This is a genomic window from Rhodococcus sp. ACPA1, assembly GCF_002300195.1.
Lineage (GTDB): Bacteria > Actinomycetota > Actinomycetes > Mycobacteriales > Mycobacteriaceae > Rhodococcus_F > Rhodococcus_F opacus.
Genome location: NZ_NSDX01000004.1, coordinates 533,281 through 559,367, shown reverse-complemented (window position 1 = coordinate 559,367; position 26,087 = coordinate 533,281). Strand labels below are relative to the sequence as shown.

The 26,087-nt window shown below is 66.5% G+C and carries 22 protein-coding genes; 11 read left to right on the top strand and 11 right to left on the bottom strand.

The features are described from left to right. The first annotated feature begins 16 nt into the window (after nucleotides 1–16). The 6 genes from CJ177_RS20495 (at nucleotide 17) to CJ177_RS20470 (ending at nucleotide 5,875) form a co-directional block, all read left to right on the top strand. Nucleotides 17–862, top strand: a complete 846-nt coding sequence (locus tag CJ177_RS20495; RefSeq protein WP_095868472.1) for a fumarylacetoacetate hydrolase family protein — start codon at nucleotides 17–19, stop codon at nucleotides 860–862. Next, on the top strand, nucleotides 859–2,505 hold the full coding sequence (locus CJ177_RS20490) for an FAD-dependent oxidoreductase (RefSeq protein ID WP_095868471.1): 1,647 nt from the start codon (nucleotides 859–861) through the stop codon (nucleotides 2,503–2,505). The genes CJ177_RS20495 and CJ177_RS20490 overlap by 4 nt, the downstream gene beginning before the upstream one ends. A gap of 54 nt (nucleotides 2,506–2,559) precedes the next feature. Further along, complete coding sequence (locus CJ177_RS20485) at nucleotides 2,560–3,693, top strand: DUF3500 domain-containing protein (RefSeq protein WP_025431610.1); 1,134 nt, start codon at nucleotides 2,560–2,562, stop codon at nucleotides 3,691–3,693. Nucleotides 3,694–3,819: 126 nt separating this feature from the next. Beyond that, the gene (locus CJ177_RS20480) at nucleotides 3,820–4,404 is read left to right on the top strand and encodes a hypothetical protein (RefSeq protein ID WP_095868470.1); all 585 of its coding nucleotides are present in this window, start codon (nucleotides 3,820–3,822) and stop codon (nucleotides 4,402–4,404) included. A gap of 149 nt (nucleotides 4,405–4,553) precedes the next feature. After that, entirely contained in the window at nucleotides 4,554–4,754 is a 201-nt protein-coding gene (locus CJ177_RS20475) for a hypothetical protein (protein WP_025431611.1), read from the top strand. Between the two features lie 182 nt (nucleotides 4,755–4,936). After that, nucleotides 4,937–5,875 (top strand): dioxygenase, encoded by a 939-nt coding sequence (locus tag CJ177_RS20470; RefSeq protein ID WP_095868469.1) that lies wholly within the window; start codon nucleotides 4,937–4,939, stop codon nucleotides 5,873–5,875. A 26-nt stretch (nucleotides 5,876–5,901) separates the two neighbouring features. On the opposite strand, the gene CJ177_RS20465 is transcribed toward CJ177_RS20470, so the two are convergent. Both CJ177_RS20465 and CJ177_RS20460 read right to left on the bottom strand, forming a co-directional pair. After that, nucleotides 5,902–6,507 (bottom strand): hypothetical protein, encoded by a 606-nt coding sequence (locus tag CJ177_RS20465; protein ID WP_025431612.1) that lies wholly within the window; start codon nucleotides 6,505–6,507, stop codon nucleotides 5,902–5,904. A gap of 140 nt (nucleotides 6,508–6,647) precedes the next feature. After that, nucleotides 6,648–7,550 carry a LysR family transcriptional regulator gene (locus CJ177_RS20460; protein ID WP_005237782.1) on the bottom strand — a complete coding sequence of 301 codons (903 nt, stop codon included), beginning with the start codon at nucleotides 7,548–7,550 and terminating at the stop codon, nucleotides 6,648–6,650. Between the two features lie 74 nt (nucleotides 7,551–7,624). Between CJ177_RS20460 and CJ177_RS20455 the strand changes: the two genes are divergently transcribed. Further along, nucleotides 7,625–8,581 carry a DMT family transporter gene (locus CJ177_RS20455; RefSeq protein WP_005237780.1) on the top strand — a complete coding sequence of 319 codons (957 nt, stop codon included), beginning with the start codon at nucleotides 7,625–7,627 and terminating at the stop codon, nucleotides 8,579–8,581. A gap of 28 nt (nucleotides 8,582–8,609) precedes the next feature. On the opposite strand, the gene CJ177_RS20450 is transcribed toward CJ177_RS20455, so the two are convergent. From CJ177_RS20450 to CJ177_RS20440, 3 genes are all read right to left on the bottom strand, one after another. Then, the gene (locus tag CJ177_RS20450) at nucleotides 8,610–9,656 is read right to left on the bottom strand and encodes a diguanylate cyclase (RefSeq protein ID WP_095868468.1); all 1,047 of its coding nucleotides are present in this window, start codon (nucleotides 9,654–9,656) and stop codon (nucleotides 8,610–8,612) included. 70 nt (nucleotides 9,657–9,726) lie between these two features. Then, on the bottom strand, nucleotides 9,727–10,626 hold the full coding sequence (locus tag CJ177_RS20445) for a carbon-nitrogen hydrolase family protein (RefSeq protein WP_095868467.1): 900 nt from the start codon (nucleotides 10,624–10,626) through the stop codon (nucleotides 9,727–9,729). A 3-nt stretch (nucleotides 10,627–10,629) separates the two neighbouring features. Beyond that, the gene (locus CJ177_RS20440; RefSeq protein ID WP_095868466.1) at nucleotides 10,630–12,135 is read right to left on the bottom strand and encodes an APC family permease; all 1,506 of its coding nucleotides are present in this window, start codon (nucleotides 12,133–12,135) and stop codon (nucleotides 10,630–10,632) included. A gap of 129 nt (nucleotides 12,136–12,264) precedes the next feature. Here CJ177_RS20440 and CJ177_RS20435 point away from each other — a divergent pair, with 129 nt between their 5' ends. Both CJ177_RS20435 and CJ177_RS20430 read left to right on the top strand, forming a co-directional pair. Beyond that, complete coding sequence (locus CJ177_RS20435; RefSeq protein WP_095868465.1) at nucleotides 12,265–12,861, top strand: TetR/AcrR family transcriptional regulator; 597 nt, start codon at nucleotides 12,265–12,267, stop codon at nucleotides 12,859–12,861. 259 nt (nucleotides 12,862–13,120) lie between these two features. Next, nucleotides 13,121–16,378, top strand: coding sequence for a protein kinase (locus CJ177_RS20430; RefSeq protein ID WP_095868464.1), 3,258 nt, complete (start codon nucleotides 13,121–13,123; stop codon nucleotides 16,376–16,378). Between the two features lie 159 nt (nucleotides 16,379–16,537). Here the strand turns inward: CJ177_RS20430 and CJ177_RS20425 are convergent, their stop codons facing one another. Together CJ177_RS20425 and CJ177_RS20420 are read right to left on the bottom strand one after the other, a co-directional pair. Then, on the bottom strand, nucleotides 16,538–17,392 hold the full coding sequence (locus CJ177_RS20425) for a TauD/TfdA family dioxygenase (RefSeq protein ID WP_061040740.1): 855 nt from the start codon (nucleotides 17,390–17,392) through the stop codon (nucleotides 16,538–16,540). A 204-nt stretch (nucleotides 17,393–17,596) separates the two neighbouring features. Beyond that, nucleotides 17,597–18,952, bottom strand: a complete 1,356-nt coding sequence (locus tag CJ177_RS20420; RefSeq protein WP_061701159.1) for an MFS transporter — start codon at nucleotides 18,950–18,952, stop codon at nucleotides 17,597–17,599. Between the two features lie 512 nt (nucleotides 18,953–19,464). On the opposite strand from CJ177_RS20420, the gene CJ177_RS49415 reads away from it, so the two are divergent. Together CJ177_RS49415 and CJ177_RS20410 are read left to right on the top strand one after the other, a co-directional pair. Further along, a complete protein-coding gene (locus CJ177_RS49415; protein WP_179443256.1) occupies nucleotides 19,465–19,917 on the top strand; it encodes a transposase in 453 nt (150 codons plus the stop codon). Nucleotides 19,918–20,058: 141 nt separating this feature from the next. Continuing rightward, complete coding sequence (locus tag CJ177_RS20410) at nucleotides 20,059–21,072, top strand: Lrp/AsnC family transcriptional regulator (RefSeq protein WP_061040742.1); 1,014 nt, start codon at nucleotides 20,059–20,061, stop codon at nucleotides 21,070–21,072. 545 nt (nucleotides 21,073–21,617) lie between these two features. Here the strand turns inward: CJ177_RS20410 and CJ177_RS20405 are convergent. The 4 genes from CJ177_RS20405 to CJ177_RS20390 are packed head-to-tail and all read right to left on the bottom strand — an operon-like array spanning nucleotide 21,618 to nucleotide 25,808. After that, nucleotides 21,618–24,017 carry a xanthine dehydrogenase family protein molybdopterin-binding subunit gene (locus CJ177_RS20405; protein ID WP_095868463.1) on the bottom strand — a complete coding sequence of 800 codons (2,400 nt, stop codon included), beginning with the start codon at nucleotides 24,015–24,017 and terminating at the stop codon, nucleotides 21,618–21,620. Then, on the bottom strand, nucleotides 24,014–24,559 hold the full coding sequence (locus CJ177_RS20400) for a (2Fe-2S)-binding protein (protein WP_061040743.1): 546 nt from the start codon (nucleotides 24,557–24,559) through the stop codon (nucleotides 24,014–24,016). Before CJ177_RS20400 ends, CJ177_RS20405 begins: the two co-directional genes overlap by 4 nt. Beyond that, nucleotides 24,556–25,425: a xanthine dehydrogenase family protein subunit M gene (locus CJ177_RS20395; protein WP_095868462.1), complete on the bottom strand. Its 870-nt coding sequence runs from the start codon at nucleotides 25,423–25,425 to the stop codon at nucleotides 24,556–24,558. The genes CJ177_RS20400 and CJ177_RS20395 overlap by 4 nt, the downstream gene beginning before the upstream one ends. After that, entirely contained in the window at nucleotides 25,425–25,808 is a 384-nt protein-coding gene (locus tag CJ177_RS20390; RefSeq protein ID WP_095868461.1) for a hypothetical protein, read from the bottom strand. Before CJ177_RS20390 ends, CJ177_RS20395 begins: the two co-directional genes overlap by 1 nt. Nucleotides 25,809–26,087: the final 279 nt, after the last annotated feature.

Sequence of the window (26,087 nt, the reverse complement as noted above, 5' to 3'; positions counted from 1 at the left end):
GAAAAGGATGAAATAGATGAAGATTGTCGGCTATCGCAAGAAGGATCAGGACGCCGTGACCGTGGGTGTTCTCCGGGACAGCTTCGTTCGACCGCTCGCCTCACTCGAGGAATTCTGGAGCGACGCCGCCGGCTGGGTCGCGCAGGCGGAACACCTCGAGTCGCCCGAGATCGACGTCACGCTCGTGAGCGTGGTGCCGCCGGTGCCCGACTCCGCCCGCGTCATCTGCGTCGGCCTCAACTACAAGGCCCACGCCGCGGAGGGCGGCTTCACCCCGCCGCCCTACCCGACGCTGTTCGGGCGGTGGACCCCGTCGCTGAGCGTCGACGGAGCCCCGACGCCGGTGCCGGCAAACGAGGCGGGCCTGGACTGGGAGGGTGAGGTGGCCGCGTTCATCGGCACCCGGCTCGAAAGCGTCGACGCGGCCACCGGCCAGGCCGGGGTGCTCGGCTACGCCTGCTTCAACGACCTCACCGCCCGCAAGGCGCAGAAGCTGACCGCGCAATGGACGCTCGGCAAGAACGGCGACCGGTCCGGCCCCCTGGGCCCCCTGGTTCCCGCCGGCGAGGTCGGGGATCTGTCCGACGGTCTGCGGGTGCAGACCCGCGTCAACGGAACGGTCGTGCAGGACGGAAACACCCGTGACCTGATTTTCTCGGTCGGCGAGATCATCGCCCTCATCAGCGAGACGTTCACCCTGCACCCCGGAGACATCATCGCCACCGGCACCCCGGAGGGCGTCGGCTACGTGCGGAACCCACCGTGGCTGCTCGGGCCCGGCGATATCGTCGAGGTGGAGATCGACAAGCTCGGCGTCCTGCGGACCCCGATCGTCGATGCCAGCGGAAGGAAGGGCGCATGACCGACGTCGCGTCCGGTGTCGACCGGACACCGGTACTGATCGCCGGTGGCGGGCCGTCCGGGCTCGCGGCCGCGCTCGAGCTGGCCCACCACGGGGTGGCAAGCCTGGTCGTCGAACCGAGGGTCGACGTCGACGCCGAACGCCCCCGCGCGAAGACCACCAACGCCCGCACCATGACGCACCTGCGGCGGTGGGGACTGGCCGACGAGGTGCGTGCCGCGTCGCCTCTTCCCGTCGAGTGGGCGCAGGACATCGTGTTCTGCTCGACGCTCCTGGGCCACGAGATCACCCGGTTCGAGAACGGCTTCCAGCTCGATGTCGCCACCCCGACCCTGGCGCCCGAGCGCGGCCAGCAGGCACCGCAACCCGTCGTGGAAACCGTGCTGCGGGATGCGGTGCAGCGCAGCGAGCTCGCGACCCTGCGGCTCGGTGCCCGAGTCACGTCGCTCGAGGAACTCGCCGACGGCACCGTCCGTGCCACCGTCGAAGGATCGGGACCGACGCGAACGGTCGTGGCGGACTACGTCCTCGGGTGCGACGGAGGCGCGAGCATCGTGCGCGAGTCCATCGGTGCCCGGTTCGAGGGCACGTCCGGCGAGCGCCCCAACCTCAGCATCCTGTTTCGTGCGCCGGGCCTGGCCGAGCGGGTGCCGTTCGACGGCGCCGTCCACCAGTGGGTGATGGCGCCCGGGGCGGCGGGCATCGTGGGCCGGCTCGACCTGTCGGACACCTGGTGGGCGATCGTGCAGGGTGTCGACGTCCGGGACGAGGAGGTCGACGCCACCGCGCTCGTGCACAGCCTCATCGGAGAGCCGGTCCCGGTCGAGATCATCGCCACCGACCCGTGGGTGGCACGAATGTTGCTGTCCGACAGCTACCGCAAGGGTCGGGTGTTCGTCGTCGGCGACGCCGCGCATCTCAATCCGCCGTGGGGCGGGCACGGGTACAACACGTGCATCGGTGACGCCGTCAACATCGCGTGGAAGATCGCGGCGACGCTGCGCGGCTGGGCCGGGCCGCAGCTGCTCGACAGCTACGAAGCCGAACGCCGGCCCGTCGCCGCCCGCACCATCGCCGAAGCCGGAGCGCAGGAAAAGGCTCTGGCGCATCACTTCTCCACCGTCGAGATCGGACAGGACGGTCCGGCGGCGGAGGAGGCGCGCCGCCGCACGGCAGAGGCGCTCGGTGTGAAGAAGAGCGAATTCCACTCGCTCGGACTCGTTCTCGGCTACGCCTACACGGACTCACCCGTCATCGTCCCCGACGGATCGACGCCACCGGCGGAAGATCCCGTCGAGTACGTGCCCACCGCGTGCCCCGGAGCGCTACTGCCGCACGCGTGGCTGGGAGACGGTCGTTCGCTCTACGACGTGCTCGGCCGGGAATACACCCTCGTCGTGCTGGACGCTGTGGGATCCTCGCGGCACACCGCGGAACTCGACGCGCTGACGGCGAAGGCAGCGGAACTCGGAGTCCCGCTGACGGTGCTGCGGCTGTCCGACACCGACGTCGACGGCGTCGGCACGCTGGCCGATCTCTTCGGTGCCGCACTCGTCCTCGTCCGACCCGACCAGCACGTGGCGTGGCGGGGCGGCGACCTCGCGAGCGCCGAGAAGGCGATCGACATCGCGGCGGGATGGTGAGAAAACCTCCCCTCGCCGGACGCTCCACCTCCCCACTCGAGAAGGAAGATTCACGTGTCTGCTCTCCATGAGGCGCCCCAGACGGCTACCAAGCTGCTCGTGACCGCCATGGGCCTGATCGATACGTTCGACCCCCGGCAACGGGCGACCGCGATCATCGACGACTTCGACGACCCGCGGCGGCTGAACTGGGACATCATCCCCAAACCGGACCGCACCGGCATCCCGCTCCACCAGCTGGACCGTCACCAGAAGGTGCTGGTGTGGGATCTGATCCGATTGGCCGTGCCGCTGCGCACCTTCACCAAGGTGCTCGCGATTCCGCAACTCGAGCACGTGCTCCGGGACTACGAGCAGGATTTCCTCGGACCGGCACTGCAGACCTGGCGCACCTCGGATTCGTACTTCCTGACCTTCTTCGGCCGCCCCGGATTCGAGGACACCTGGACGATGCGTTTCCTCGGTCACCACGTCTGCCTCAACCTGACGATCGTCGACGAGCGGTGGATCTCCGCCACCCCGGTCGCGCTGGGCGCGCAGCCCACCGAATACGACGGGGTACTCAAACCGCTCGCCGACGACGAGGGCCTGGCCTTCGACCTGCTGGCCTCCCTCGACGACGAGCAGCGCGACCTCGCCGTCATCCACGACGTCGCACCCGCCGACTTCGTGACCCGTCAGGTGCCGCGGATCGGGGCCTACGAGTACCCGGACCACTACGACCTCGGCATGCCCGGCTACACCATCACCGACGCCGACCGGGTCGCCCTGAAGTTCGTCCGCGACCGGCCGTCCGGGATCAGCGGCGCAAAATTGTCCGGTGACCAGCAGCACGCACTGCTGGGACTCGTCGACTGCTACCTCGAACGACTGCCCGAGGAGGCCGGCGAACGCCACCGGCAGGCGCTGCGCGACGGGGGCATCGACCGGGTGTTCTTCGCGTGGGCCGGGGCGCAGAAGCGCGGCGCACCGCACTACTTCCGCGTCCACACCGACCGGTACCTCATCGAGGCGGTCAACGCCGTCGGCGGCGGAAATCACCTGCACACCGTGCTGCGGGACTTCGACAACGACTTCGGACACGACCTCCTCACACTCCACGCCGGGACCGACTCGAAGTGGGGCGGCGGGCACCTGAGCAGCCGGACGGTGTCCAGCGAACAGTCTGATCCGCAACTCGAACCCTGAGTGATTCCGGCCTGCCCTCGGAGTGTGAGACTCGTCAAGTTTGTCCATTTCGGTTTCCCTGTTGCCTGATCAGTGGCGACACTGGTGAAGCAGACATTTAACGTGGACGAAACAATGAGGTGGATTGTGTTGGGGCGCTCGAAGGCAACCGTGGTGTACTCGGTGTCGGGTCGACCGTCCAACCCGTTCGCGCGACCTGTCGATCGGTTCGCGGCCACCCTGAAATCCGTCATCGTCGCCCTCGCGGGTGTCGCGATCGTGTTCGCCGCCGTGATCGGCACCTGGGAATACCACCAGGAGAGTGCGCGGGCCGCGCAACAACGCGCCACGACCACCCTCGTCGAGGCCGTCACCAGCGCTGACGCCCCCATCACCCTGTCGCCGCGCGGCTCCGTCCGGACCACCCCGATGGTGAAGGCGACGTGGGCCTGGGGCTCGGAGTCGCGCACCGACAGCATCGAGGTCCCCTCGGGCACGCCGGCGGGCACCGAGAAGACCATCGCCGTCGACGACGGCGGAAACTGGGCCGGCCCGAGGATCACGACCTCCGACGTCGTCAGCGCCGCGGTCGCGGCAGTGCTCATCACCCTCGCCGCGAGCGCGCTGCTCCTGGGTGCGGTGTGGGCGATGTTCTCCCGCGCCGTCGAACGCCGCCGCCAGCAGTACTGGGACGAGAGCATCCGCAGGCTGTTCGCGACCTACAGTCGCTGACCCTCCGTAGGCCCGGTTCGACACGGCCTCGTACCTGACCTCACGCGGATGTGAATCCGCTTCGGACGACACCCGATCGCGCTGTCGTGTGTCGGTTTCGGTGGACTCACTCCGGGCTATTCAGTTGATGCCGAGGAAAGGTGGGAGCCATGTCCGACAGGGATGCTTCTATATTCGAGAGCGAACGCGAGCTCGACGAAGAGTCCGTCCGTAACGCACAACGGACCGTCGCCCACCACTCGATCGATGCCGAAGACTGCCGGATGCTCCTCGCTGCGCTCGGCATCCCCCTCGTGCGCGATCACGACAACGAGACGGTCTCCGGCACGGCCGGTGCCGAATCCCTGTGACCGACGCGTCTCGCTGAGGCAGCGCAGGCGACCGCCGCTGGGCGACAGGGCGTTTGGTGTGTGCTCGAATCGGTGACGTGGGCGGTTCCGTTCACAGCGACTCCACAGCGAAGCTCGAGGGTGCCCGCACCGGCGACCGCTTGTATGGGATGTAACCCCGAACAGCCCATGGAGAGGTCCTCATGACGAACAGCCCGCGTCACCACGCCGACGAAGTGCACGAGCACGACCGCGGCCTCAGCCACGACCTGAAATCGATGTTGTCGCGTCGCCGCGCACTGTTCGTGTTCGGCGCGGCGGGTGCGACCGCGCTCGCCGCGTGCTCGACGGCGGGATCCACGGCGTCCTCGTCCTCGTCCTCGACAGAGGCGGCCGCGACCACGGCGGAGGCGGTGAGCGACGACACGTGCGTGGCGGCGGCCCCGCAGGAAACGGCCGGACCATATCCCGGCGACGGGTCCAACGGCCCGAACGTGCTGGTCGAGTCGGGGATCGTGCGTCAAGACATTCGCAGCAGCGTCGGTGCGTACTCCGGGACAGCGGAGGGTGTCGCGACGACGATCGAACTGAACCTGCAAGACCTGACGAAGGACTGCGCGGCCGGCGAAGGAATGGCCGTCTACCTGTGGCACTGCGACCGGGACGGCGAGTACTCGCTCTACGGCCAGGGCGTCACCGAGCAGAACTACCTGCGTGGCGTTCAGGTGGCGGATTCCGCGGGCAGGGTGTCGTTCACGTCGATCTTCCCGGCCTGCTACTCGGGACGCTGGCCGCACATCCACTTCGAGGTGTTCGACTCACTGGAATCTGCGGTGGCGGGCGAGGACGCCCGGTTGACGTCCCAGATCGCGGTGCCGCAGGACGCGTGCAGCACGGTCTTCGCCTACGACAGCGGCTACGCGAACAGCGTCGGCAACCTGTCGAAGGTCTCCCTGGACTCGGACAACGTGTTCGGGGACGGCTGGGATGCCGAGTTGGCCACCGTGTCGGGCGAACCTGCCACCGGTATGACGATCTCGATCACGATCGGTGTCGCCGAGAAGTCGGCGAACACGCAGTCTGCGCCGAGCGGTCCCGGTGGGGGTGGCGGACAGCCGCCGAACGGGGCACCCGTCCGGTAGCCGTCGAGGCACGGTTCCGTCGGCCGTCAGCTGACGTGCCACCCGGGTGGTCTGTCGAGTTCGTTCCATTCGCGGGTCAGCTGAGCCTGCTGCCGGCGGGACGCAACCCAGTGGACGACGAGGAAGAGGAGGCAGTAACCGCCGGCCGCGGTCACCCAGATCCCGCACGCGACGCTCACCGCCGTGGCGGCGTTCTGCGAACCGGTCTCCGGCGCCGCGACGAGACCGCCGTTCGGATCGAGCCAGACGGTGACGGTCTGACCGGCCTTCGCGCCCGACTCGGTGGGAACGTCGGCGGTGTGTGTCTGCCCGTTCGCCGACCACTGCACCCGTGCGTGCGCTTGATACTGGGGTGCGGCCGGCAGGGGTTCTCCCGTGGTCCCGGTGCGGGAATCCTCGACGAGCTTGGCGGGTGTCGGGTGGTGGGTGGCGAGTTCGGCCTGCGTCTGCTGGTCCAGTCGCGAGTACGTCTCGGTTCCGACGGCCGCGGCCAGCGGAACCATCAAGAGCACGAAGAACACCCCGATGAGAACCATCGCGGATCGGAGCCGGTCGCACCCCCGCATGAGCGGGTTGCGGCTCCATGGACCCAGACGCCACAGGCGTATCGGCGCTGCACACGTTTCGCTCATCGCGCACCCCCTCGGGTGGTTGCCCACCACCATTGTGCAACCGAAACGCCTGCACGTGTAGGGCCTTCTGGCAGGTGTTCGCACGCGGCCGGTGTTTGCCGGGTCGGATCCTTCGCGACAGGTCGGGCCAGGGGGGCCGGTCACGCACCGATGCCGGCGAAGGCCTCGGTCAGCGCCTCGATCCCGGCCCGGACCGTGGGCCGGTCGTTGTCGGCGCGGCGGAGCGCGTAGATCTCGCGCTCGAGTGTGGGACGCACCGGGACGATCGCCACGTTGTCCGGCACCCAGACTCGGGCCAGGCGTGGCACGAGAGCGGCGGCGAGGCCGTGCGCGACGAATTCGAGTTGAGCCGCGAATTCGGGCACCTCGTACCTGATATCCGGTTCGACGCCGCGGTTACGCAACGTCTGCACCAGCCAGGTGTGGTACACCGCGCCCTTCTTCCACGTCGTCCACGGCATGTCCGCGATCTCGTCGAGATCGACGTGGTCGCGCGACGCCAGCGGATGGTCCCGGGACAGCGCGACGTCGGCCGAATCCCGGTGCACCAGGGTGTGCACTGCGTCCTCGGGCAGGTGCAGCGGCATCGTGACCCAGCTGTCGACGACGGCGAGGTCGAGTTCCCGGCGCACGATCGCGGGTATGAGGTCCTCGGTCTCGCCGGCGAAGAAGGTGACCCTGAGCTGCGGGTGGCGCCTGCGCAGCGTCGCCACGGCAGTCGGCACGACCACCCTGCCTGCGGAGGAGAAGGACCCGATTCGCAGTTCTCCGACCACATCGCGGTCGAGGGAGACGACCTCGGATTCGGCCTGCGCCAGAAGCGATATCACTTCCTGCCCGCGACGGGCCAGGAGCCGGCCCGCATCGGTGAGCTGAACGCCGCGGCCCGCAGGTACCAGGAGTTCGACACCGACCTCCCGTTCGAACTTGCCGAGTTGCTGCGACACCCCGGACGGTGTCACGTGCAGGGCGCGGGCTGCGGCGCCGATCGATCCGTGTTCGGCGACAGCGCACAACGCGCGGAGGCGATCGACACTCAACATGGTAGTAATCCTACTGCTTTCATGACACGACTATTCACTTGTTGTAATGGTTGGAGCCTCGGAGAATTCTCGGTGTGACTACCGCCCTCCGTTTGCGTCCCCGTGCCCTCGTCAGCCCCTCGTTCAGCGTCGCGTCCGTGGATCCGCGACTCCTGGTTCTGGCCGGCGCGGTGGCGACTTCGCTGACCGGCAGTCTCATCAAGTTGTCCGGGGTGGAGCCGGCCACGTCGACGTTCTTCCGGTGTGTGCTGGCGCTGCCCATCCTCGGTCTCCTTGCCCTGCAGGAGTTCCGGCGGTACGGCGGGATCCCGCGCCGGGTGATCGCGGCCCAGGTGCTCGGCGGGATGATGCTCGGCGTCGACTTCGCGCTGTGGGCACGATCGATCCACCTGATCGGGGCCGGCATCTCCACCGTCGTCGTCAACGTGCAAGTCGTCGTCGTGCCACTGCTCGCGTGGGTCGTCTTCCGTGCGCGGGTGCCGGTCCGGTTCGTCGTGGCCGTTCCCTTCCTGTTCGCCGGTGTGGCTCTCGCCGGCGGAATCCTCGGCGGCAGCGGCGACGGCGACCAACTGTTCCTCGGAACTCTGCTGTCGCTGGCGGCGGGCGTGGCCTACGGGATCTACATCTTCGTCATCGGCCGAGCCGGGTCTGCACACCGGGCGTCGTCGCAGGTCTTCGTGTCGACGATCGCCGCGGGCGTCGTCGGGACCGCAGTGGGATCACTGTGGGGAACGGTGGACCTCACGCCGGGATGGCCCGCGCTGGGATGGTTGGCGGCACTGTCGCTGAGCAGCCAGGTGCTCGGCTGGGTCCTCATCGGATTCGCCCTGCCGCGGCTCGCCGCCGAGGTGGGCGCCACATTGCTGCTGCTCCAGCCGGTCCTGGCGATGCTGTTCTCCATCGTGATCGTGCACGAGCGTCCCAGCATCGGGCAGTTCGCCGGCTGCGCGCTCGTCGTCGCCGCGGTGTGGATGGTCACCCACGTGAAGCCGGCGGACCGTCGTCCGGTGACCGCGCGAATCGCCGAATGACTCGGAGTGCGGCGTCTGCCCGGGCGTTTCACCCCGTCCGCAGTGTGGGTTCGTCGGCGGGCGGGTCGGGTGGGTGCTGTCGCTGCTTCGCCGTGTACAGCTCGCGGTCGGCGGTTCGATAGAGCGCGGTGAGTGGGTCGGCCTCTCCGGTGCACGACGCCGCGCCGAAGCTGAACGGGGTAGGGCTTTCCCGGGCGAGTTGCGCCATCGCGCCGGGCAGCTCCGCGTGGTGCTCGCCGACCACGCAGGTGACGAACTCGTCGCCGCCGACCCGGGCGAGAAGGGCGCCGCTGGGCATGTGCTCGGCGAGGTAGTTCGCGAGGTCGACGAGAACAGCGTCGCCCGCGGCGTGGCCGTAGTGATCGTTGGTCGACTTGAACTGGTCGACGTCGATGAGGACCAACGTCACGGAGACCTGTCCGGTACCCGCGCTTTCGAGGGCGTGCCGGAACGCGAGCTCGAAACCGGCGCGGTTGAGCAGGGCCGTCAGTCCGTCGGTGCTGGCCGATTCGATCAGGGTCCGGGTGAGGGATCCGAACATCTCGGCCGCACCGAGTACGCAGGTGACGGCCACGACGAGAACGGCGGCCTTCACGGTCACCGTGTCCACCTCGACCGGCACCAGCGTGAAGGCGGTGGGTGCGACGACGACTCCGACCACCATCAACCCGGTGAGGCATCCGACGAGGAGCCGCGACTGCCGTTTCGGGTAGAACACGACGAAATACATCGCCAGGAACATCGCCGCGATCGCGCAGAGCAGTTGGGCGACGGCGAGAACGAGACCGGACATCACGATCGGTGTGGCGAGCAGTGCCGCCGCCGTGCAGACCTGGTAGGCCCGTCGGCTCGGCCTGCGCCCGCCCCGGTGCAGCACGACGAGTGCGAACACTCCGAGAACAACGCCGGCCGTGCGAGCGGCGACGGTCTCCGGCCGGATCGACAACCCGACCATGGGAGGGAGGACGAACCCCGCCAGGTGCAGCGCAGTCGTGATCCACAGGTAGCGGCGCAGGATGCGCGGCTGATAGTCCTGCAGGACCGTGTCGACGGACGAAGCAGCGAGGGGCCTCACTCTGGCAATTATCCAGGACCGGTCCCGGAAGGGGCGGGTCTCTCGTGACCGCCCCTTCCGGGAGGGCGGGTCAGCTGGGCGTGGACGCCGCGATCGGCACGGCGGTGTCGTGCCACGGAGGCGTGTGGATGCCCGCGCCGCCGTACATCGGGAGTCGGATCCCTTCGCCGTACCGGGCGATCTGGTCCCAGGGGCGGTTGAGGCCGAACGTGCCGTAGGTGCGGACCCGGGTCACGGCGTCGAGGTCGAGGGTGTCGACGAGCACTTCTTCGCCCGACCCGGCCTGCTGGCGGATGATGCCCTCGGGGTCGACGACGACGCTGGCACCGACTGCGGCCGGGTCGGCGCCGTTGACGTTGACGACGTACACCTGGTTGGTCCACGCGTTGGCGCGGGAGCAGACGAGTTCCATCTCGCGGTCGCGGGTGGTGGTGAGGGTGGGTTGGATGATCACTTCCGCGCCGAGCCAGGCCAGTTGGCGTGCGGTCTCCGGGAAGGAGCCGTCGTAGCAGATGGCCAGACCGATCCGGCCGGTGCCGGGAATGTCGAAGACGACGAACTCGCTGCCCGGCGCGGTCTGCTCGTAGGGCTGCCAGGGGAAGACCTTGCGGTACCGGGCGACGACCTCGCCGACAGGTGAGACGGCGATCGCGGTGTTGTGGATCTTGTCGTCGTCACCGCGCTCGTAGAGGCTTCCCGGGACCAGCCACAGACCGGTCTCCTCGGCGAGTGCGCAGATCCGGTCGATGTGCGGGCCGGCGAGTGGCAGTGCCACCCGGTCCATCCAGTCGGCGCGGGCCTGCAGGAGGGGTGCCTCCGCGGCCAGCACGAGTTCGGGAACCACGACGAGTTCGACGTGCGGGAAGGTGTCGCGCACGGCGCGGACCTGGTCGGCGAATCGCTGCCAGGTGGCCTCCACATCGAACGGGATCGGGGCGGTCTGGATGGCGGCGATGGTCAGTGTGCGCATGGTTCAGTCCTCTGTGACGGTCAGTGCGGTGACGGCGGTCCGGCCGTCTCGGAAGAAGCGGCGGAACCGGGTGCGGACCAGCAGCATCGCCACGGCGCCGACGGCGATCGAGCCGACACCGAGCAGGAACACCCCGCCGATGCCGTGGAACGAGGTGGCCCCGTAGTCCGGGTCGAGCATGTCGTGGGCGCTGCGCGCGAAGGCGGCGAGCATGATCGTCCCGCCCAGTGCGGGCAGGATGCCCCGGAGGAACAGGTCGCGCGGCGAGTCGGTCAGGCGGTGGCGGAAGTACCAGACGCAGGCGAGACCGGTGACGCCGTAGTAGAACGCGATGAGCAGGCCGATCGAGAGGATCGCGTCGCCGAGGAAGTTGCCGGAGACGAGCGTGAGGGCGGTGAGCAGGACCGCGGCGGTCGCCCCGAAGAACACGGTGCCGAACGCGGGGGTGCGGTAGGTGGGGTGAATTCGGGTGAAGGTGCGGGGCAGTGCGCCGTGGGCGCCCATGGAGAGGGTGGCGCGTGAGCTGCCGATGACACAGGTGAGCAGCGCCGAGATCGCCGACACGCAGATGGCGAGTTCGACCACCTTCGACAGGCCCGCGCCGAGAACCGGCGGCCCGAGCGTGGCGAGTACGTCTCCCGCGTTGTCGGGATTGCCCAGGCCCAGCCCGTCGGTGCCGATGCCGGCGAAGCTGATCGCGGCGAATCCGGTGAAGAGGTACGTGCCCAGCAGGACGAGGGTGGAGATCACCGCGGCCTGACCCGGGATGCGGTCGCTGTCACGGGTTTCCTCGTTGACGGTGATCAGCGCGTCCCAGCCCCAGTAGATGAACAGGCACAGCAGCACCGCCTCCGCGAAGGGGCCGAAGCCGCCGAACGCGAACGGATTGAGCCAGGACAGGCTCGGTGCGGAGGCGCCGGTGCGGGCGAACGCGGCCGCTCCGAACCCGAACAGGGCGACCAGTTGCAGCCCCAGCAGCACGTATTGCACGGAGGCCGCGAGTTGCAGCCCGCGGTAGGCGATGGTGGTGACCGCGGCGACGATCAGGACCGCGGTGACGATCACCGCGACGTTGTCGGACGCCAGCGAATCCAGGCCGAGCAGGGTCAGGAGGTACCCGGCTCCGACTCGGGCGAGTGCCGTCATCGCGATGAGGGTCGCGATCTGCACCACCCAGCCGCCGGAGAGCCACCCCGTGTGCGGACCGAACGCGCGGGTGGTCCAGACGAACGTGGTGCCGCAGTCCGGCATCTCCCGGTTCAACTCGCGAAAGGCGAACGCGGTCAGGAGGATCGGCACGAATCCGAGAAGGAGGGCGGCGGGCGCGAGGTTGCCGACGACCATCGTCACGAAGCCGAGGGTGACCGCGATGCTGTAGGCCGGCGCGACCGAGGACAGGCCGAGTGCGACCGAGGCGAGCAGGCCGACGGAGCCGCCCCGGAGTCCCTTCCCGGTGGGCGTGGGTGGTGGGTCGAGGCTGGTCTCGGCGTCGGTGGGGTTGGTCGACACGGTGGACTCCTGAGTTCGGAACGGATTCGTTAAACAAAAATTTAAGAGAAGTGTGATCTACCTGTCAATAGCTGGGCAGGTATTGTTTAAATCTCCGTATAAGAACTAGGGCGAACAGGGGCGACGGCAGTGGCGCGGAAGAAGGATCAGGGGGCCCGCCGGGCCGAACTCGGGGAGGCCGTCCAGCGTGCCGTGCTCGCGCGCGGACTGGAGGGAGTGCGTCTTCGCGACATCGCGGAGCAGGCCGGCGTCACTCCGGCCGCGGTGCTGTACTACGGCGACCTGGACGCGTTGATCTACGACACGTATCAGCGGGCCATCGAGCGCTTCAGTCAGGAGCGCGAGCGCGTCGCCGACCAGTTCCCCGACGCGCGCGACCGCCTCCGGGCCTGCATCGACCACGGCGTTGCCGGCGGTCCGGACGACGAACTGGTCCGACTCCTGTTCGAGTGCTGGCCGAGAACTCTCCGCGACGCCAAGGCGGCGGCCCTCGACAGTTCCCTGACCGAACGTCAAATCGCCGTCTACTCGAGCATTCTCGTCATCGGACAGACGCAGGGCCACTTCACGCTCACCGACCCGCCGCGCCTGCTCGCAGCGAACTTCGTGGCCATGGAGGACGGTTACCAGATGGAGGTGCTGGCCGGACGTCGCAGCCGCGCAGAGGTGATCGCCAGCCTCCACTCCTACGCGCGCGCGGCCACCGGCCACGATCTGAGCGGCTAGGCCGAGTACGGGAAACTGGGAGTAACAGATAGGTTGGACCCGCGTCGCCAGGCCCGGCCGCCGAGCACCGACAAGGAGCCTCCCATCAAGATCCTGCAGAACGTCTCTTCTCCGGACTAACGACTGCCAGTGGATTTCGGAGAGGGCGGTGGTGTCCAGGCTCGAGCGTTGCAGCGATATCCTGGTAGGACGTTTTCGTGAGGTGAGCGCCGTGCTGCATCGTCAAGGGTGTCTCGGATCGGGTGAATCGGCGTAGCCGATGGTTGATGCCGATCCGTACCGGACACAGCGCGCGGTGGATGCTTCAGTCACAGCGGAGCTAGCAGCCGCCGGGCTCGAAGACGCCCAGGAAATCGGCCGCGGTGGCTTCGGCGTTGTCTACCGGTGCATCCAGACTGAGCTGGACCGAACGGTCGCGGTGAAGGTCCTCACCGCCGACATGGAAGCGGAGAACCGGGCACGATTCTTCCGGGAACAGCAGGCGATGGGCAGGTTGACCGGCCACCCGAACATCGTCCCTGTCCTGCAAGTCGGTGCCACCGCCACCGGCCGCCCCTACATCGTCATGCCCTATCACCCGCAGGATTCCTTGCAGGTGCGGATCCGAGACCACGGTCCCCTGCCATTGGGCGACGCGCTGCGGCTCGGAGTAAAGCTGGCCGGCGCGGTGGAGACGGCGCACCGGCTCGGCATCCTGCACCGCGACGTGAAACCGGCGAACATCCTGCTCACTGACTACGGCGAACCCGCGCTGACCGACTTCGGTATCGCGCACATCTCCGGAGGATTCGAGACGGCCACCGGCACCGTGACCGGCTCGCCGGCATTCACCGCGCCCGAGGTGCTGGCAGGCGATCCGCCGACCTCCAGTTCGGATATCTACGGTCTCGGGGCGACGCTGTTCTGCGCGCTCACCGGCCACGCCGCGTTCGAACGGCGCAGCGGTGAACAGCTGGTTGCCCAGTTCCTGAGGATCACAACACAGCCGGTGCCGAATCTACGTGAGCAGGGAATCTCCGCCGATGTGGCGGAAGTGATCGAGCGGGCGATGTCGGCGAATCCGCACGACCGCCCGTCCGCCGTCCAGCTCGGCGACGAACTCCGCGAGATCCAGCTCCACCGAGGATCTGCGGCCGACGCGATGGCCCTGCGAGGCGATACGGGGTCCGCGCCGCGGAAACTGCCGAACTCTGTCGTGCAGCGCCTGACGATGGCGCGCACCGTCGGGGACGTCAAGACGAACATTCGCCTGGAACTCACCAGTTTCGTCGGCCGACGGAACGAGGTGACAGAACTCAAGAACCTGTTGTCGGTGTCCCGTTTGGTGACGCTCACCGGGATCGGTGGCGTGGGGAAGACGCGTCTGGCGTTGCGGGTCGCGACCATCACGCACCGCGATTACGCCGACGGAGTGTGGCTCGTGGAGCTGGCCGAGCTGCGGGACGAGTCGTTGCTCGTCGACATGGTCGCCGCCTCTCTCGGATTGGGTGATCACTCGGCCAGGCCGTTGCTCGAGGTGCTAGTGGAATTTCTGGTGCCGCGCGAGCTGCTGCTGGTCTTCGACAACTGCGAGCACATCCTCGGCGGGGTCGCGGGGTTGGCCGAGACGCTGCTGCGGACATGTCCGGGATTGCGAATCCTCGCCACCAGCCGTGAGCCACTCGGTATCGGCGGGGAATCCCTGCTCCGGGTGCCCCCGCTCACTGTCCCCGACCCCGACCGACCGCCCTCCCTGCAGGGGCTGCCCAGCTACGATGCGGTGACCTTGTTCGCCGATCGCGCAGCCGCAGCTGTGCCCGGATTCGAGCTAACCGAGGACAACGGTGTCGCGGTCGCCGGGATCTGCCATCGACTGGACGGATTGCCGCTGCCGATCGAACTGGCGGCGACACGGTTGCGGGCGATGTCGCCCGAGCAGATCCTTGCGCGGCTGACCGACCGTTACACGCTGCTGACCCGCGGCAGCCGAGGCGCACCCTCTCGTCAGCAGACCCTTCGGCTGTGTATCGATTGGAGCTACGATCTGTGCACCCCGCAGGAGCAACTGTTGTGGTCTCGGCTGTCCGTTTTCGCCGGTAGCTTCGAACTCGATGCGGTGGAACGGGTCTGCGGGATGGGCCTGGCATCGTCGGATCCGCTTGACGTCGTGGCCTCCCTGGTGGACAAATCGATCGTGATCCGGGTGGAATCCGGCTCGGCCGTGTGCTTTCGGCTGCTCGAGACCCTGCGCGAGTACGGGCATGAGAAGCTCCAGGCCACCGAGGAGTATGTCGAACTGCGTCGACGGCACCGCGACTGGTATGAGCAACTGACCGCCGAGGCTGAGGCCGAGTGGATCAGCTCCCGGCAACTGGACTGGATCGCACGATTCGAGCGAGAACAAGCGAATCTACGGGAGGCGATGGAGTTCTGCGTGTCCGACAGCCCCAACATCGGACTTCGCATCGCCGCGAGCTTGCTCCCCTTCTGGCTCTCCCGGAGCTTGCTCAGCGAGGGGCGGTACTGGCTGGGCCGCGTCCTTGCACACCTGCCAGCTGAGCCGACCCTGGAGCGGATCAAAGCGGTGTACGCCTGCAGCGTGCTGGCCGAATTGCAGGGCGACCTCTCCGCGGGGGCCGCACTGGTGGAGGAGGGCCGCAGGCTGGCCGGACAGACGACCGACGCGGTGAGCCATGCATACATCGAGTACGCGGACGGCCTCCTCGCCCTTTTCCGGGGTGATCCCACTCGCGCCTGCGCGCGACTCGAAAGCGCCGGCGCCGTTTTCCGCACACAGGAGGACGTTTCACACGTCGGGGTCCTGCACCGGCTGGGGATGGCCTACGAACAACTTGGCGAATCCCAGCGGGCGAGTGACTGTTACGAACAGATCGTCGCGATCACACGGGCGCACGGTGAATCGATGTACCAGTCGTTCGCGCTCTGGGCCATGGGCGATGCAGTGTGGCGCCACGGTGATACCGATCGGGCAGTTCGGCTACTCGAACAGTCACTGCAGTTGACCCGGCGGGTGAACACCCCGCGCACCGCCATCGCGTGCCTCGAGACACTGGGCTCGATCGCCGCCGAAGCGCATGACGCGCGACGCGCGGTCATCCTGATGGCGGCCGCCGACGAACTCGGACGCACCGTGGGCAGCCCCACGGTGGGGTTTCCCCAATTACTCGTCTCCCGCGAGGAGTCCGAACAGAGAGCCTATGGAGCGCTCGGCAAGAGCTCCGTGGAGGCGGCGCGCCGAGAGGGTCGGCGCTTGGGCTTTGACGCCGCCATCGCCTATGCCCTCGGCGATCGGCTCCCGGACGCGTCGCCTGATACCTCAGTGAAACTGACCAAACGTGAACGGCAGGTTGCCGAACTGATCGCCGCCGAGGGCCTGACCAACAGGGCGATCGCCGCACGACTGGTGATATCGCCCCGCACTGCGCAAGGTCACGTGGAGCACCTACTCACCAAACTCGGTTTCACCTCCCGCGCGCAGATCGCAGCGTGGGTCGTCGAGCAGGACCGGCAACCATGACAGAGGGAATGGCGAATGAAGACGGAGACGGGGATTTCCTCGATCCCCTGCCCCGGTAGATATTCTGCAGTTGCGGATCTATCTATCCGCGCCAAAGCGAGGAGGGGATGAGTGCTGCTGGGCGACCGGTGATCTGGTCGCCCAGCAGGCTACCGGGTGTCAGGCTGGGCGGTCGCCTCTGAGGGTGACGCGGTGCATGCGCCTGTAGTGCGGGTGGTAGTCGCCGACCGCGTAGTGTTGCGTCGACCGGTTGTCCCAGATCACCAGGGAGTTCGGTTCCCAACGGAATCGGACCTGATATTCCGGGGTCTTGGCGAGGCCCGTGAGCATGTTTCGTAGCGAGTCGCTCAGCTGCGGCGGAACCCCGGAGATGCGTGAGGTGAACAACTCGTTGACGTAGACGAGTCTGCGACCGGTTTCCGGATGCTTGCGCACGACGGGGTGGGTCATCGGAGGATACTTTCGGCGTGTTTCCTCGTACCGTGCTTCGCCGTCCTCTCCTTGGCGGACGACGCCGGTCAGTTCCTTTTCCCAATCGTGCACGGCCTCGAGTCCGTCGATGAGGTTCTTCATCGTCTCCGGCAGCGCGTCATATGCGGCGGTCATGCTCGACCACAGTGTGTCACCGCCGCAGGGCGGGATGTCCTGGGCGTGGAGGCAGGTCGCGGAATTTGGAGTCGCCTGCCAGGTCAGATCGGAGTGCCAGACGTCGGTTCCGGCTGCGCGACCGCGAGATTCGAGCACCTCGATGAACGGGTTTCCCGGAAGGGAGGGAAAGAATGCACTTACCTCCTGGGGGTCTCCGAACACCTTCGCGAATCGGAGCTGATCTTGTGGCTCGAGGTGCTGATCGCGAAGAAACAGGACTTCGTGTTCCAGGAAGGCTGTGCGCAGTTCGGTCTGGCACTGCGGTGTGATCTCGTCACGAAGATCCAGGCCGTGGATGAATGCCCCGATGGTTGGTGTTGCGCGTTCCAGGGTGAATGTTTCATAGCGTGATTCATTGCTGCTCATAGGGTTTCCTTCCGTCAGCGTGTTATCTGTTACTAGATGGGGCGAATTCTGTGCCGCGGCGGGCGGAGCCTGAACCCCTAGAGCACAGGACGGTGAGCACCCCTTCTCTGAGAGGTTGTTCTTTCAGGAGCTGTGGGACCCGATTCAGAGTTCGCTGTCATTGTGAGTGCTTCCGTGCCCGAGAGGCGACGTCCATGAGGGGTATCACTCCGAGTAGGTGGGAGTGCGGAGCCCGCTCACGTTATCGGTGCCGATTCCGCTGTCGGCTTGCGTGTCTTTTTTCCGGTTCGTCCGTCCGAGCACCAGTACGCAGACGAACGACGTTGCTGCGGTGACGAAGACATACAGGGAAATGGAGATGGACGCATGAGTTGCGCTGAGTAGTGTGCCGGCAATGAGAGGCGCGATAGCGCTGCCCAAGAGGTTGCCGAGGGTGGTGGCCAACGACAGCCCGCTGTAGCGGACTCGTGCGTCGAACGCCTCGGAGAAGTATGCCGGCTGCAGCGCCCACGGGATGTATACGGCGATGGTCGCGGCGACGTAGCAGACGGCGATGAAGCCGTACGAGCCCGAGTCGAGCGCCCAGTAGAGGGGGAAGACGAGAGAACCGATGAGGGCAAGGCCGAGCAGGAAGAGCCGTTGCCGGCCGAACCTGTCGGAGAGCGCACCTGCGATCGGGGTGACCACAAATCCGACCGCGGAGGTGACGATCACCAGAATCAGCATGGAACTTTGGCTCAGGCCGCCTGCCTCTTGCGTGTAGACGAAGTTGTACACCGTCAGGAGGTAGAAGAAGATGCCCGGCGACAGGCTGGCGCCGGCGACTAGGAGGACCTGCTTCGGGTGTGTGCGAAGAACTTCGATGATGGGCAGGCGCACGACCGCGTGCACATCCTTGACCCGGTCGAACTCCGGGCTCTCCGCGACCTGTACTCGGATGATCAGTCCGGTGATCACCAGTACCGCACTGAGCAGGAACGGAACACGCCACCCCCAGGCCATGAAGTGATCATCGGCCATTGCATCGAGGGGTAGGTACACGGTCATCGCCAGGATCAGTCCGACCGCCACCCCCGCCTGCGGCCAGCTGCCGAAGAAACCACGTCGGCTATTGGGTGAATGCTCCGTGGCCATGAGCGCAGCGCCACCCCATTCGCCGCCGAGCGCGAAGCCTTGCGTCAGTCGCAGCAGCACCAGCAGCACCGGGGCGAAAGCGCCGATGGTGGCATAGGTCGGCAGCAGGCCGATCAGCACGGTGGCGACGCCCATGATCAAGATGGTGACGACCATCATCGATTTTCGGCCCACCCTGTCCCCGAAGTGACCGAAGACGATGGCTCCGATCGGGCGGGCGACGAAGCCGGCGGCGAAGGTCGAGAAGGCCAGCAGTGTTCCGATGGCCGGGTCGAAGCTGGGGAAGAAGTGATGGTTGAAGACGAGCACCGCTGCGGTGCTGTAGATGAAGAAGTCGTACCACTCGATGGTTGTGCCGATCAGGCTCGCTAGCGCGACCTTCTTCGGCGAGCCTGCGCCCGCTGGTCGTGCGACTGCACCACCCATATTGTGCCTCCCGGCTATTTGACGAACATGCGATCACGCGGCGCATGAACCGCGTGGCGAATCAGAGCGTTCTAGGGAGCCTCTGTTTCTGAATAACGAGCACAGTTGCAAACCTGCAAATTACTTAAGTGGTCAATATCTTAACGCTGAGGCTAGTTGTGCGCAAGCTCTCATTTCTTAAAGTTTGAGCCCTCAACCTGCTGTTATGTCGAACCCGAGGCCGCAAGATTCAGGCACTGAGTGACAGATGAAATAGAGCGGAAAATGGATTCCCCCGCCCGAAACGCCGCTACACACCTCGGCGGAATCAGCCACGCATGGCTCGCACGAAGAAATAGACCGTGCGCACAGTTAACGATTTACACTCGTGGGCGGAAAGCAAGAGAAATCCACGTGGGATTAATTTGCGAAACATGGTCAGCGGCAAGCTGGCACACCACGAACAGAAAGGTCCGCAGAGATGCGGATCCTGACAGGGTTGCCGGCACCCACCCAAGCCGCGGGGTGCGATCGTGTGGGACGTCAGCGTGGACGCGACCATCGCGCAGGCTCACCAGCACGCGGCGGGCGTGCGCTGGGCTCCCGAGGCGCAGTCCGTGCCGCCCGGCGGGGTCGAGATCGAGCCCGCCGACCACGCGTTGCGGCGCTCCCGAGATGGGTGGACCACCAGGACGCATCTGGCCTACCTGGCCGCAGCGGCCCCTGATCACCTCGGCCGCGTCAGCGTAGTCGTCCAGGTCGAACCGACGTCCGGGATCCCCGCTGCGCCCGTAACCGGGGGCGTCCCACGCGAGCATCCTCAGGGAACTGTTGAGCTCACCGAATTGCGGTGCGAAACTGTCGGCGCTACCACCGATTCCGCGCAGCAGGAGAGCGGGACCGGTGCCAGCCCCGACTACGTGCGCCACAACGCCCGCCCGCTGTCTACCCGCCCGTTGGACGGCACCTTCCTCACCCCTGACTGATTGTGTCCACATGCATCGACCTCGACTTCGTGCGCCGGGAGTCCCGGTTGCGCAACTCGCGCTCAACCACTCTGAGTGCCGCACCTCACGAGACCTGGGTTTTGGCCGATTTCCATAATTTTTACGGCCATAATGTCCAATATGACCTCTCAGGCTGCAGCAGAACTGGACCTTGCAATTATCGGCGCGCTGCAGCTCAACCCCCGCGCTGACTGGGCGGACTTGGCGGAGGCGCTTCAGTACTCGCCGAAGACACTCGCCCGAAGATGGAAGCTGTTGTCCGAGAGCGGCTCGGCATGGATCGCGGTGGCTCCGGGCCCGACCTTCCTGCAATTCGGATGTGCCGCATGGCTTGCGATCACCTGCAGACCCCAGAGCAAGCATGACGTTGTAGAAGCCCTGATTGCCGAACCGGCAGTCGACACGGTATCGAGCACATCCGGGACGTCGGACTTCCATGTGATCGTGTTCGTGTCCAGCATTGCCGACCTCACCCGTCTGCTCACCGATCGCATCGAGGTGATCGAAGGAATCAGGTCGGTGGCAACGACGGTCGTGCTCACCAACTACACAGAAGGCGCGCGGTGGCGCGTCCAGGCGTTAGACCTGGAACAGGCCCATCTTCTCCAATTACCCCAGGCAGCGCCCACACGCAGGAAATCGATTCCATTCCTGGACGATCTCGATCGTTCTCTGCTCGGAGCTCTCGCGAAAGATGGGCGTCAAGCATGGACCACACTCGGCGAGCAATGCGATGTGACCGGACCGACCGCGCGACGCCGCGTCGAAAGACTGATCGACGGGGGCCACGTGGCCCTGCGCTGCGAGGGAGCGAACACACTTGTCGGACCAGTCGTTGAGACGACTTTCATGATCACGACCGCACCGAGCGAGTTGAACACGGTCGGCAACCTATTGAGCCGAATTCCAAAATGCCGAATTGCAAACGCCACTACCGGAACCTCGACACTCGTCGCCACGATGTGGTTTCAGACGATTAGCGAGATCGCGCCATTCGCGGCTGCACTCACGCGAGAACTTCCGTCCATCACCATTTCGGACCGGTTCATCAGCCTCCACACATTCAAGAGGGCAGGACATGTCCTTGATCAGGATGGACGAACCACCGGGCTGATCCCACGGGCCATCTTCTAGCGGGAACCGAACAACCCGTAACCAGCCGACACCCGGAGCTCTTGGGGGGTGACCGGTCATCGATCCGCTTCCGGAAGGGCAGGTCATTGACATCGGCAACCTTGTTGGCGCCCTCCTGCTCGGCGCCAACGACACCAGCCCAAACGCCACCGCCAGCACCAGCCAGTCGCTGAAGATCTCCGGTCGGCGGCGACCCGGCTCTCCAAATTGGCAGGCATGACAGGCCACAAGCTGGAGACGCGCCGCGGCACGAACTCGGGGTCCGGGCGGTGGGTTCGCAGTCCTCCAGCGGAGCTCGTGGACGGGATCCGGTGGCGGATTCGGGTACGACGTGGCGGGATGTGCCGGCCCGGTACGAGCCGTGGCACGGTGTACTTGTTCCGGTGTTGGTGGCGGGCGGGGGTGTGGATGCGGCGCCGAAGTGTCGCTGCGACGCAGGAACAGCGACGTTGCGCGTGAGGATGCCGCCGTCGGGTCCTGCTCGGGTCGACGTTCCGGTCGTCGGCGTCTGTGCCGACGACCGGTGGTCTCAGGTCCGGTTGCATTCAGGGTTGCGACAACGGCGGGAGACCGGGCACGTCGCCGGTTGAGAGTGCACGGAAGACGCGTTCTGGTGTCATCGGCAACTCGGTGAGCTGGGCACCGACCGCGTCGGCGATGGCCTGGGCGATTGCCGGGGCGATGGGGAGCATGCCGCCTTCCCCCATGCCTTTGGCGCCGAAGGGGCCGGCGCCGTGTCCCTGCTCTTGGGTGATCGAGACGAACCGCTCGGGGAGGTCCTCGGCGAGTGGGACGCGGTACAGCAGTGCCTCTGCGTTGAGAAGTTCACCGTTCTCGTAGCGCATTTCCTCGAACAGAGCCTGCGCGAGTCCCAGAACGGCGGCGCCTTCATCCTGACCGCGGCAGCCGATCTTGTTGATCACCTTGCCCGCGTCACCACTGACCACGAGCTGCAGGACCGTAACCCTGCCGGTCTCCGGGTCGACTCCGACTTCGGCTGCCGCCCAACCGATCTCGTAGAAGACACACCGGGCGGCCAAGGGTGCATCGGCATCATTGCGCACCTTGTAATAGCCGTCGGCCGAGAACTCGAACCCGGTGTGGCCGAAGAACTCCATGATCCGTTCGAACAGCGGATATACCTCGCCCGTGGGGGTGCGCACCGTCCAGTCGTCGAGCACCGCGGTGGCCGGGTCGAGGGTGAATTGTTCACCGGCCCACTCGAGCACTTGTCTACGCAGGTTCTCCGCCGCGTTCCGGACGGCCTGTCCCATCACCACCACGCCGGACGAGGCGTTGGTGCCCTGATCGAAGGGGGTGTGGTCGGTGTCGATGCGCGTGTACACGACGCGGTCGCGGCTGGTGCGCAGGACGTCGGCGACGATCTGGGACATCGCCGAGTGCCCGCCCTGGCCCATTTCGGTGAGCGCGCAATTGAGGAAGACGTCGCCGTTGGCGGTCACCTTGACCCGCGCCATCGCGGGCTTGTTGCCGCCGCCGCTGTCCTTGAGACCGACGCATACCCCCATGCCGCGGTTTCCGCTGCGATCCCTGTCGTGGTAGCCGATAGCGTCCGCGACAAGGCGAATTCCCTCGGCGAGATCGGAGTCGATCCCCGCATCCCCGGGCACGAATTCTTCGCCGAGCTTTTTGAGGTTTTTCAGCCTCAGTTCGTACGGATCGATGCCGAGTCGCTGCGCGATGAGGTCGATCTGACGCTCGCCGGCCCACGTGGTCTGGGTGGCCCCGAAGCCGCGCATGGCGCCGGCGGGCACCGTGTTCGTGGTGACCGCCTTGCAGACGGTGTCGATGTGCTGCCAGCGGTACGCGCCCGGCATGCGATAGCCGGCCTTCTCGGCCACCGCCGGACTGTGTTCGGCGTATGCCCCGCTGTCGAGGAGCACTGTGGATTGGCGGGCGATAAAGGTGCCGTCGGCCTTGACGCCGGCCTTGACGATGAGCTTCGCGGCGTGCTGCGAGACGGTGAGGAAGCCCTCTTCCGTGCTCATGCAGAATCGCACCGGTCGGCCGTCGCTGAGCTGGGACAGGCGGATGGCGACCGGGTCGGCCTTCGGGCCGTTCTTCGCGCCGAACGCGCCGCCGAGCAGGGCGACGTGCACCCGGATCCGGTTTTCAGGGAGGTTGAAGACGTGCCCGAGTTCCTGGCGAAGGTTGAACGGGCTCTGCGTCGCCGTCCAGACCTCGATCTGTTCGTCGGTTGCCTCCGCGACCGTGACGAACGGTTCGAGGTGCATGTGGTTCATCCGGGAGAAGAGGAAGGTGTCCTCGAAGATGTGGTCGCATTCGTCCCACACCTCGGGTGAGCCTGTGCTGTAACGGAATTCGTAGCTGACATTGTGGTCGCTGCGCAGCGACGCCGACGCGCCGTTCCGGTACGGGGGCAGACCGCCGCGCGGCACGCGCGGATGGATGGTCGGTGACGACGGATCGAGGGCCTCGTCGACGTCGAATACCGCGGGCAGGATCTCGTATTCGACCTGAATGAGGTCCAGTGCCGCGAGGGCGGTGCGCTCATCTACCGCAGCGACGGCGGCGACGATGTCGCCGACATAGCGGACGGCGTCCGTCGCGACGACCGGCTGGTCCTTGACCATGGTGCCGTAGCACGCCAGGCTGTCGGTTTCGTTGCGGGTGAGTACCGCGGTGACGCCGTCCAGTGCCTGGGCGGCGCTCGCATCGATGGCGACGATTCGAGCGTGCGCGTGCGGACTACGCAGCACCTTCGCGTGCAGCATGCCCGGTCGCACGATGTCGGTGTTGTAGACCGCTTTGCCGGTCACCTTGACCGCAGCGTCCGCGCGCGGCAGATCGCGTCCGGTCACTCGCTTGTCCGGAGAGGCTGTCGGCAGCGGAAACACGGTGTATCCGGCGCTCGCGGCGTCGGAGTGGACGTCGTGAGTGAAGGACTCGGGTGTCGCGGTCACGCGGATTCCCCGTTCGTCTCACCGGTCAGTTCGGCAGCGCGCTCGACCGATTCGAGGATCATCTCGTATCCGGTACAACGACAGGTGTTGGAACTGATCCATTCGCGGATGGTGCCGCGATCGGGTTGTGGGTCCTGACGCAGCAGCCCGGTGGTGAGCATCAACATCCCGGACGTGCAGAAGCCGCACTGGAAACCCCCGCACTCGGAGAATGCACGTTGCTGCGGGGACAGCGTGCCGTCGGGCGCGGCCAACCCTTCCACTGTCTCGACCGAGGCGCCGTCGATGCTGAACGCAAACGTCGAACAGGAGGCGACGGGCAGATCGTCCACGAGCACGGTGCACGCTCCACAGACCCCGCGCTCACAGGAACCGCGAACGCCGTTGCAGCCGTGGTTGTTCCGCAGGACGTCGAGCAGGATGGCGTTGGCGGCGACGCGCACGGTCTGCTTGACGCCGTTCAGGGCGAACTCGATGCAGGTGTCGAGTTCTCCGTCGGGGGCAGCGGATCGGTCGGTCTCGCGATCGGGGTACTCGGTCATCTCGTTGTCGTTCCCTTCAGCTGCGCACACGCCGCGGTGAGCAGGCGGCGCGTCAACACACGCACCAGGTGCCGGCGGTACTCCACCGAGCCGGTGTAATCGGCACAATCGTCCGGTAGCTGCTGGGCAAGCTGCGCACTCACCTCGAGCGGATCGAGTTCGCGGGCGCCGGTATCGGCCGTCAGAGCGAATCCGTGGCGGTACTCAGATCCCGATTGCGCGCGCACCTGCAGGGTGCCGTCGGGGTTGCGACGCACCGCGAGGGCCACTGTCGCCGTCGGACGCATCGAACGCTCATATCCGAACCAGACTAGGTCGTCCGTTCGTACGGTGACGTCGGTCAACAGTCGCTCCAACGCGGATGGGTTCTGCGTCCACAACGACGCGACCGGGCGGGAGAGCGCGCCGGCGTCGTAGATCAGGTCCGCGTCGAGCGCCCCGAGAAGCAGCGGCATCTCGTATCGGTACCGCCGCGCCATCAGGTTTCCGCCGACGGTCGCGGTGTAGCGGATCCGGACGGTCGCGATCGACGCCCACGCGGCCACGAGGTTCGGGATCGCGGTGCCGACGATCTCGTCCGTCGCACCCATGTGGTGGGTCACCATCGGGCCGATATGAAGTACGCCGGCCTCGTGTCTGATTGCGCGGAGCGCATCGACCTTCTGCAGCGACACCAACGTGTTTGGGGCGCAGCCCTCACGGATCTGGGCGACCAGATCCGAGCAGCCGGCGGCGATGACGGCATCCGGATGTTCGGACACGATCGCCAGGGCGTCCTCGATGGTGGTGGGGCGATGGAGCCGGAACGGGGCCATTGCGAATTGGGTCTGCGCCACCAACCCGGCGCCGAGGGCCTGGGTGCGCATCAGCGGGCTCCCCGCACGAGTGTGCAGCTCGGTCTCCCATAGCCGGTATGCATGTGGTGATTCACCCCTTGTAGGGCGCGCCGTTCGACGGCCGCGGAGACGACGTCGAGTGCGGCGCGGACGGCTACCGAACCGAATCCGGTGTAGACGAACTTACGCCGATTCCGGCCCCGAAGATGCTCACGAACCACGATCGGATCCTCACTGCCAACGCAGTCGTGGGCGGCTGGGCCGGGGAGGAACAGCACGGCAGCCAACGAGCCACGCCAGCCGAGCCTGCCGTCTGCTGGGTTCTGCTCGGGGGTCGCAACGCCGCGAAAGGGTAGGGCGGTCACTGTGCCGCCGCCCTCCGCAGTCACCGTGGGAAGGCCGCTCTTGTGCATGTGCCTCGTTCCATTCGAAAGGACAACGAATGCCGGTCCAAGAAGACTCAGCGCAAAGTATCTTTGCTATAAGATAGTTCTACGTTCCTGGCGCCCCGAGGTCAATAGCTCGGCCGCGGTCGCCGGACCGATTGCGTCGATGCCCACGGAGCCGAGGCGCAACACCCACTGAAGAGACGCAGGTCACAGCCGTAGCTGTATCGAAACACCGCCACCGACACGTCGCTGCACTACCCCAAGAACGCACGCGAGCACGTCAGGCGACCCGGGGCGTCCGCC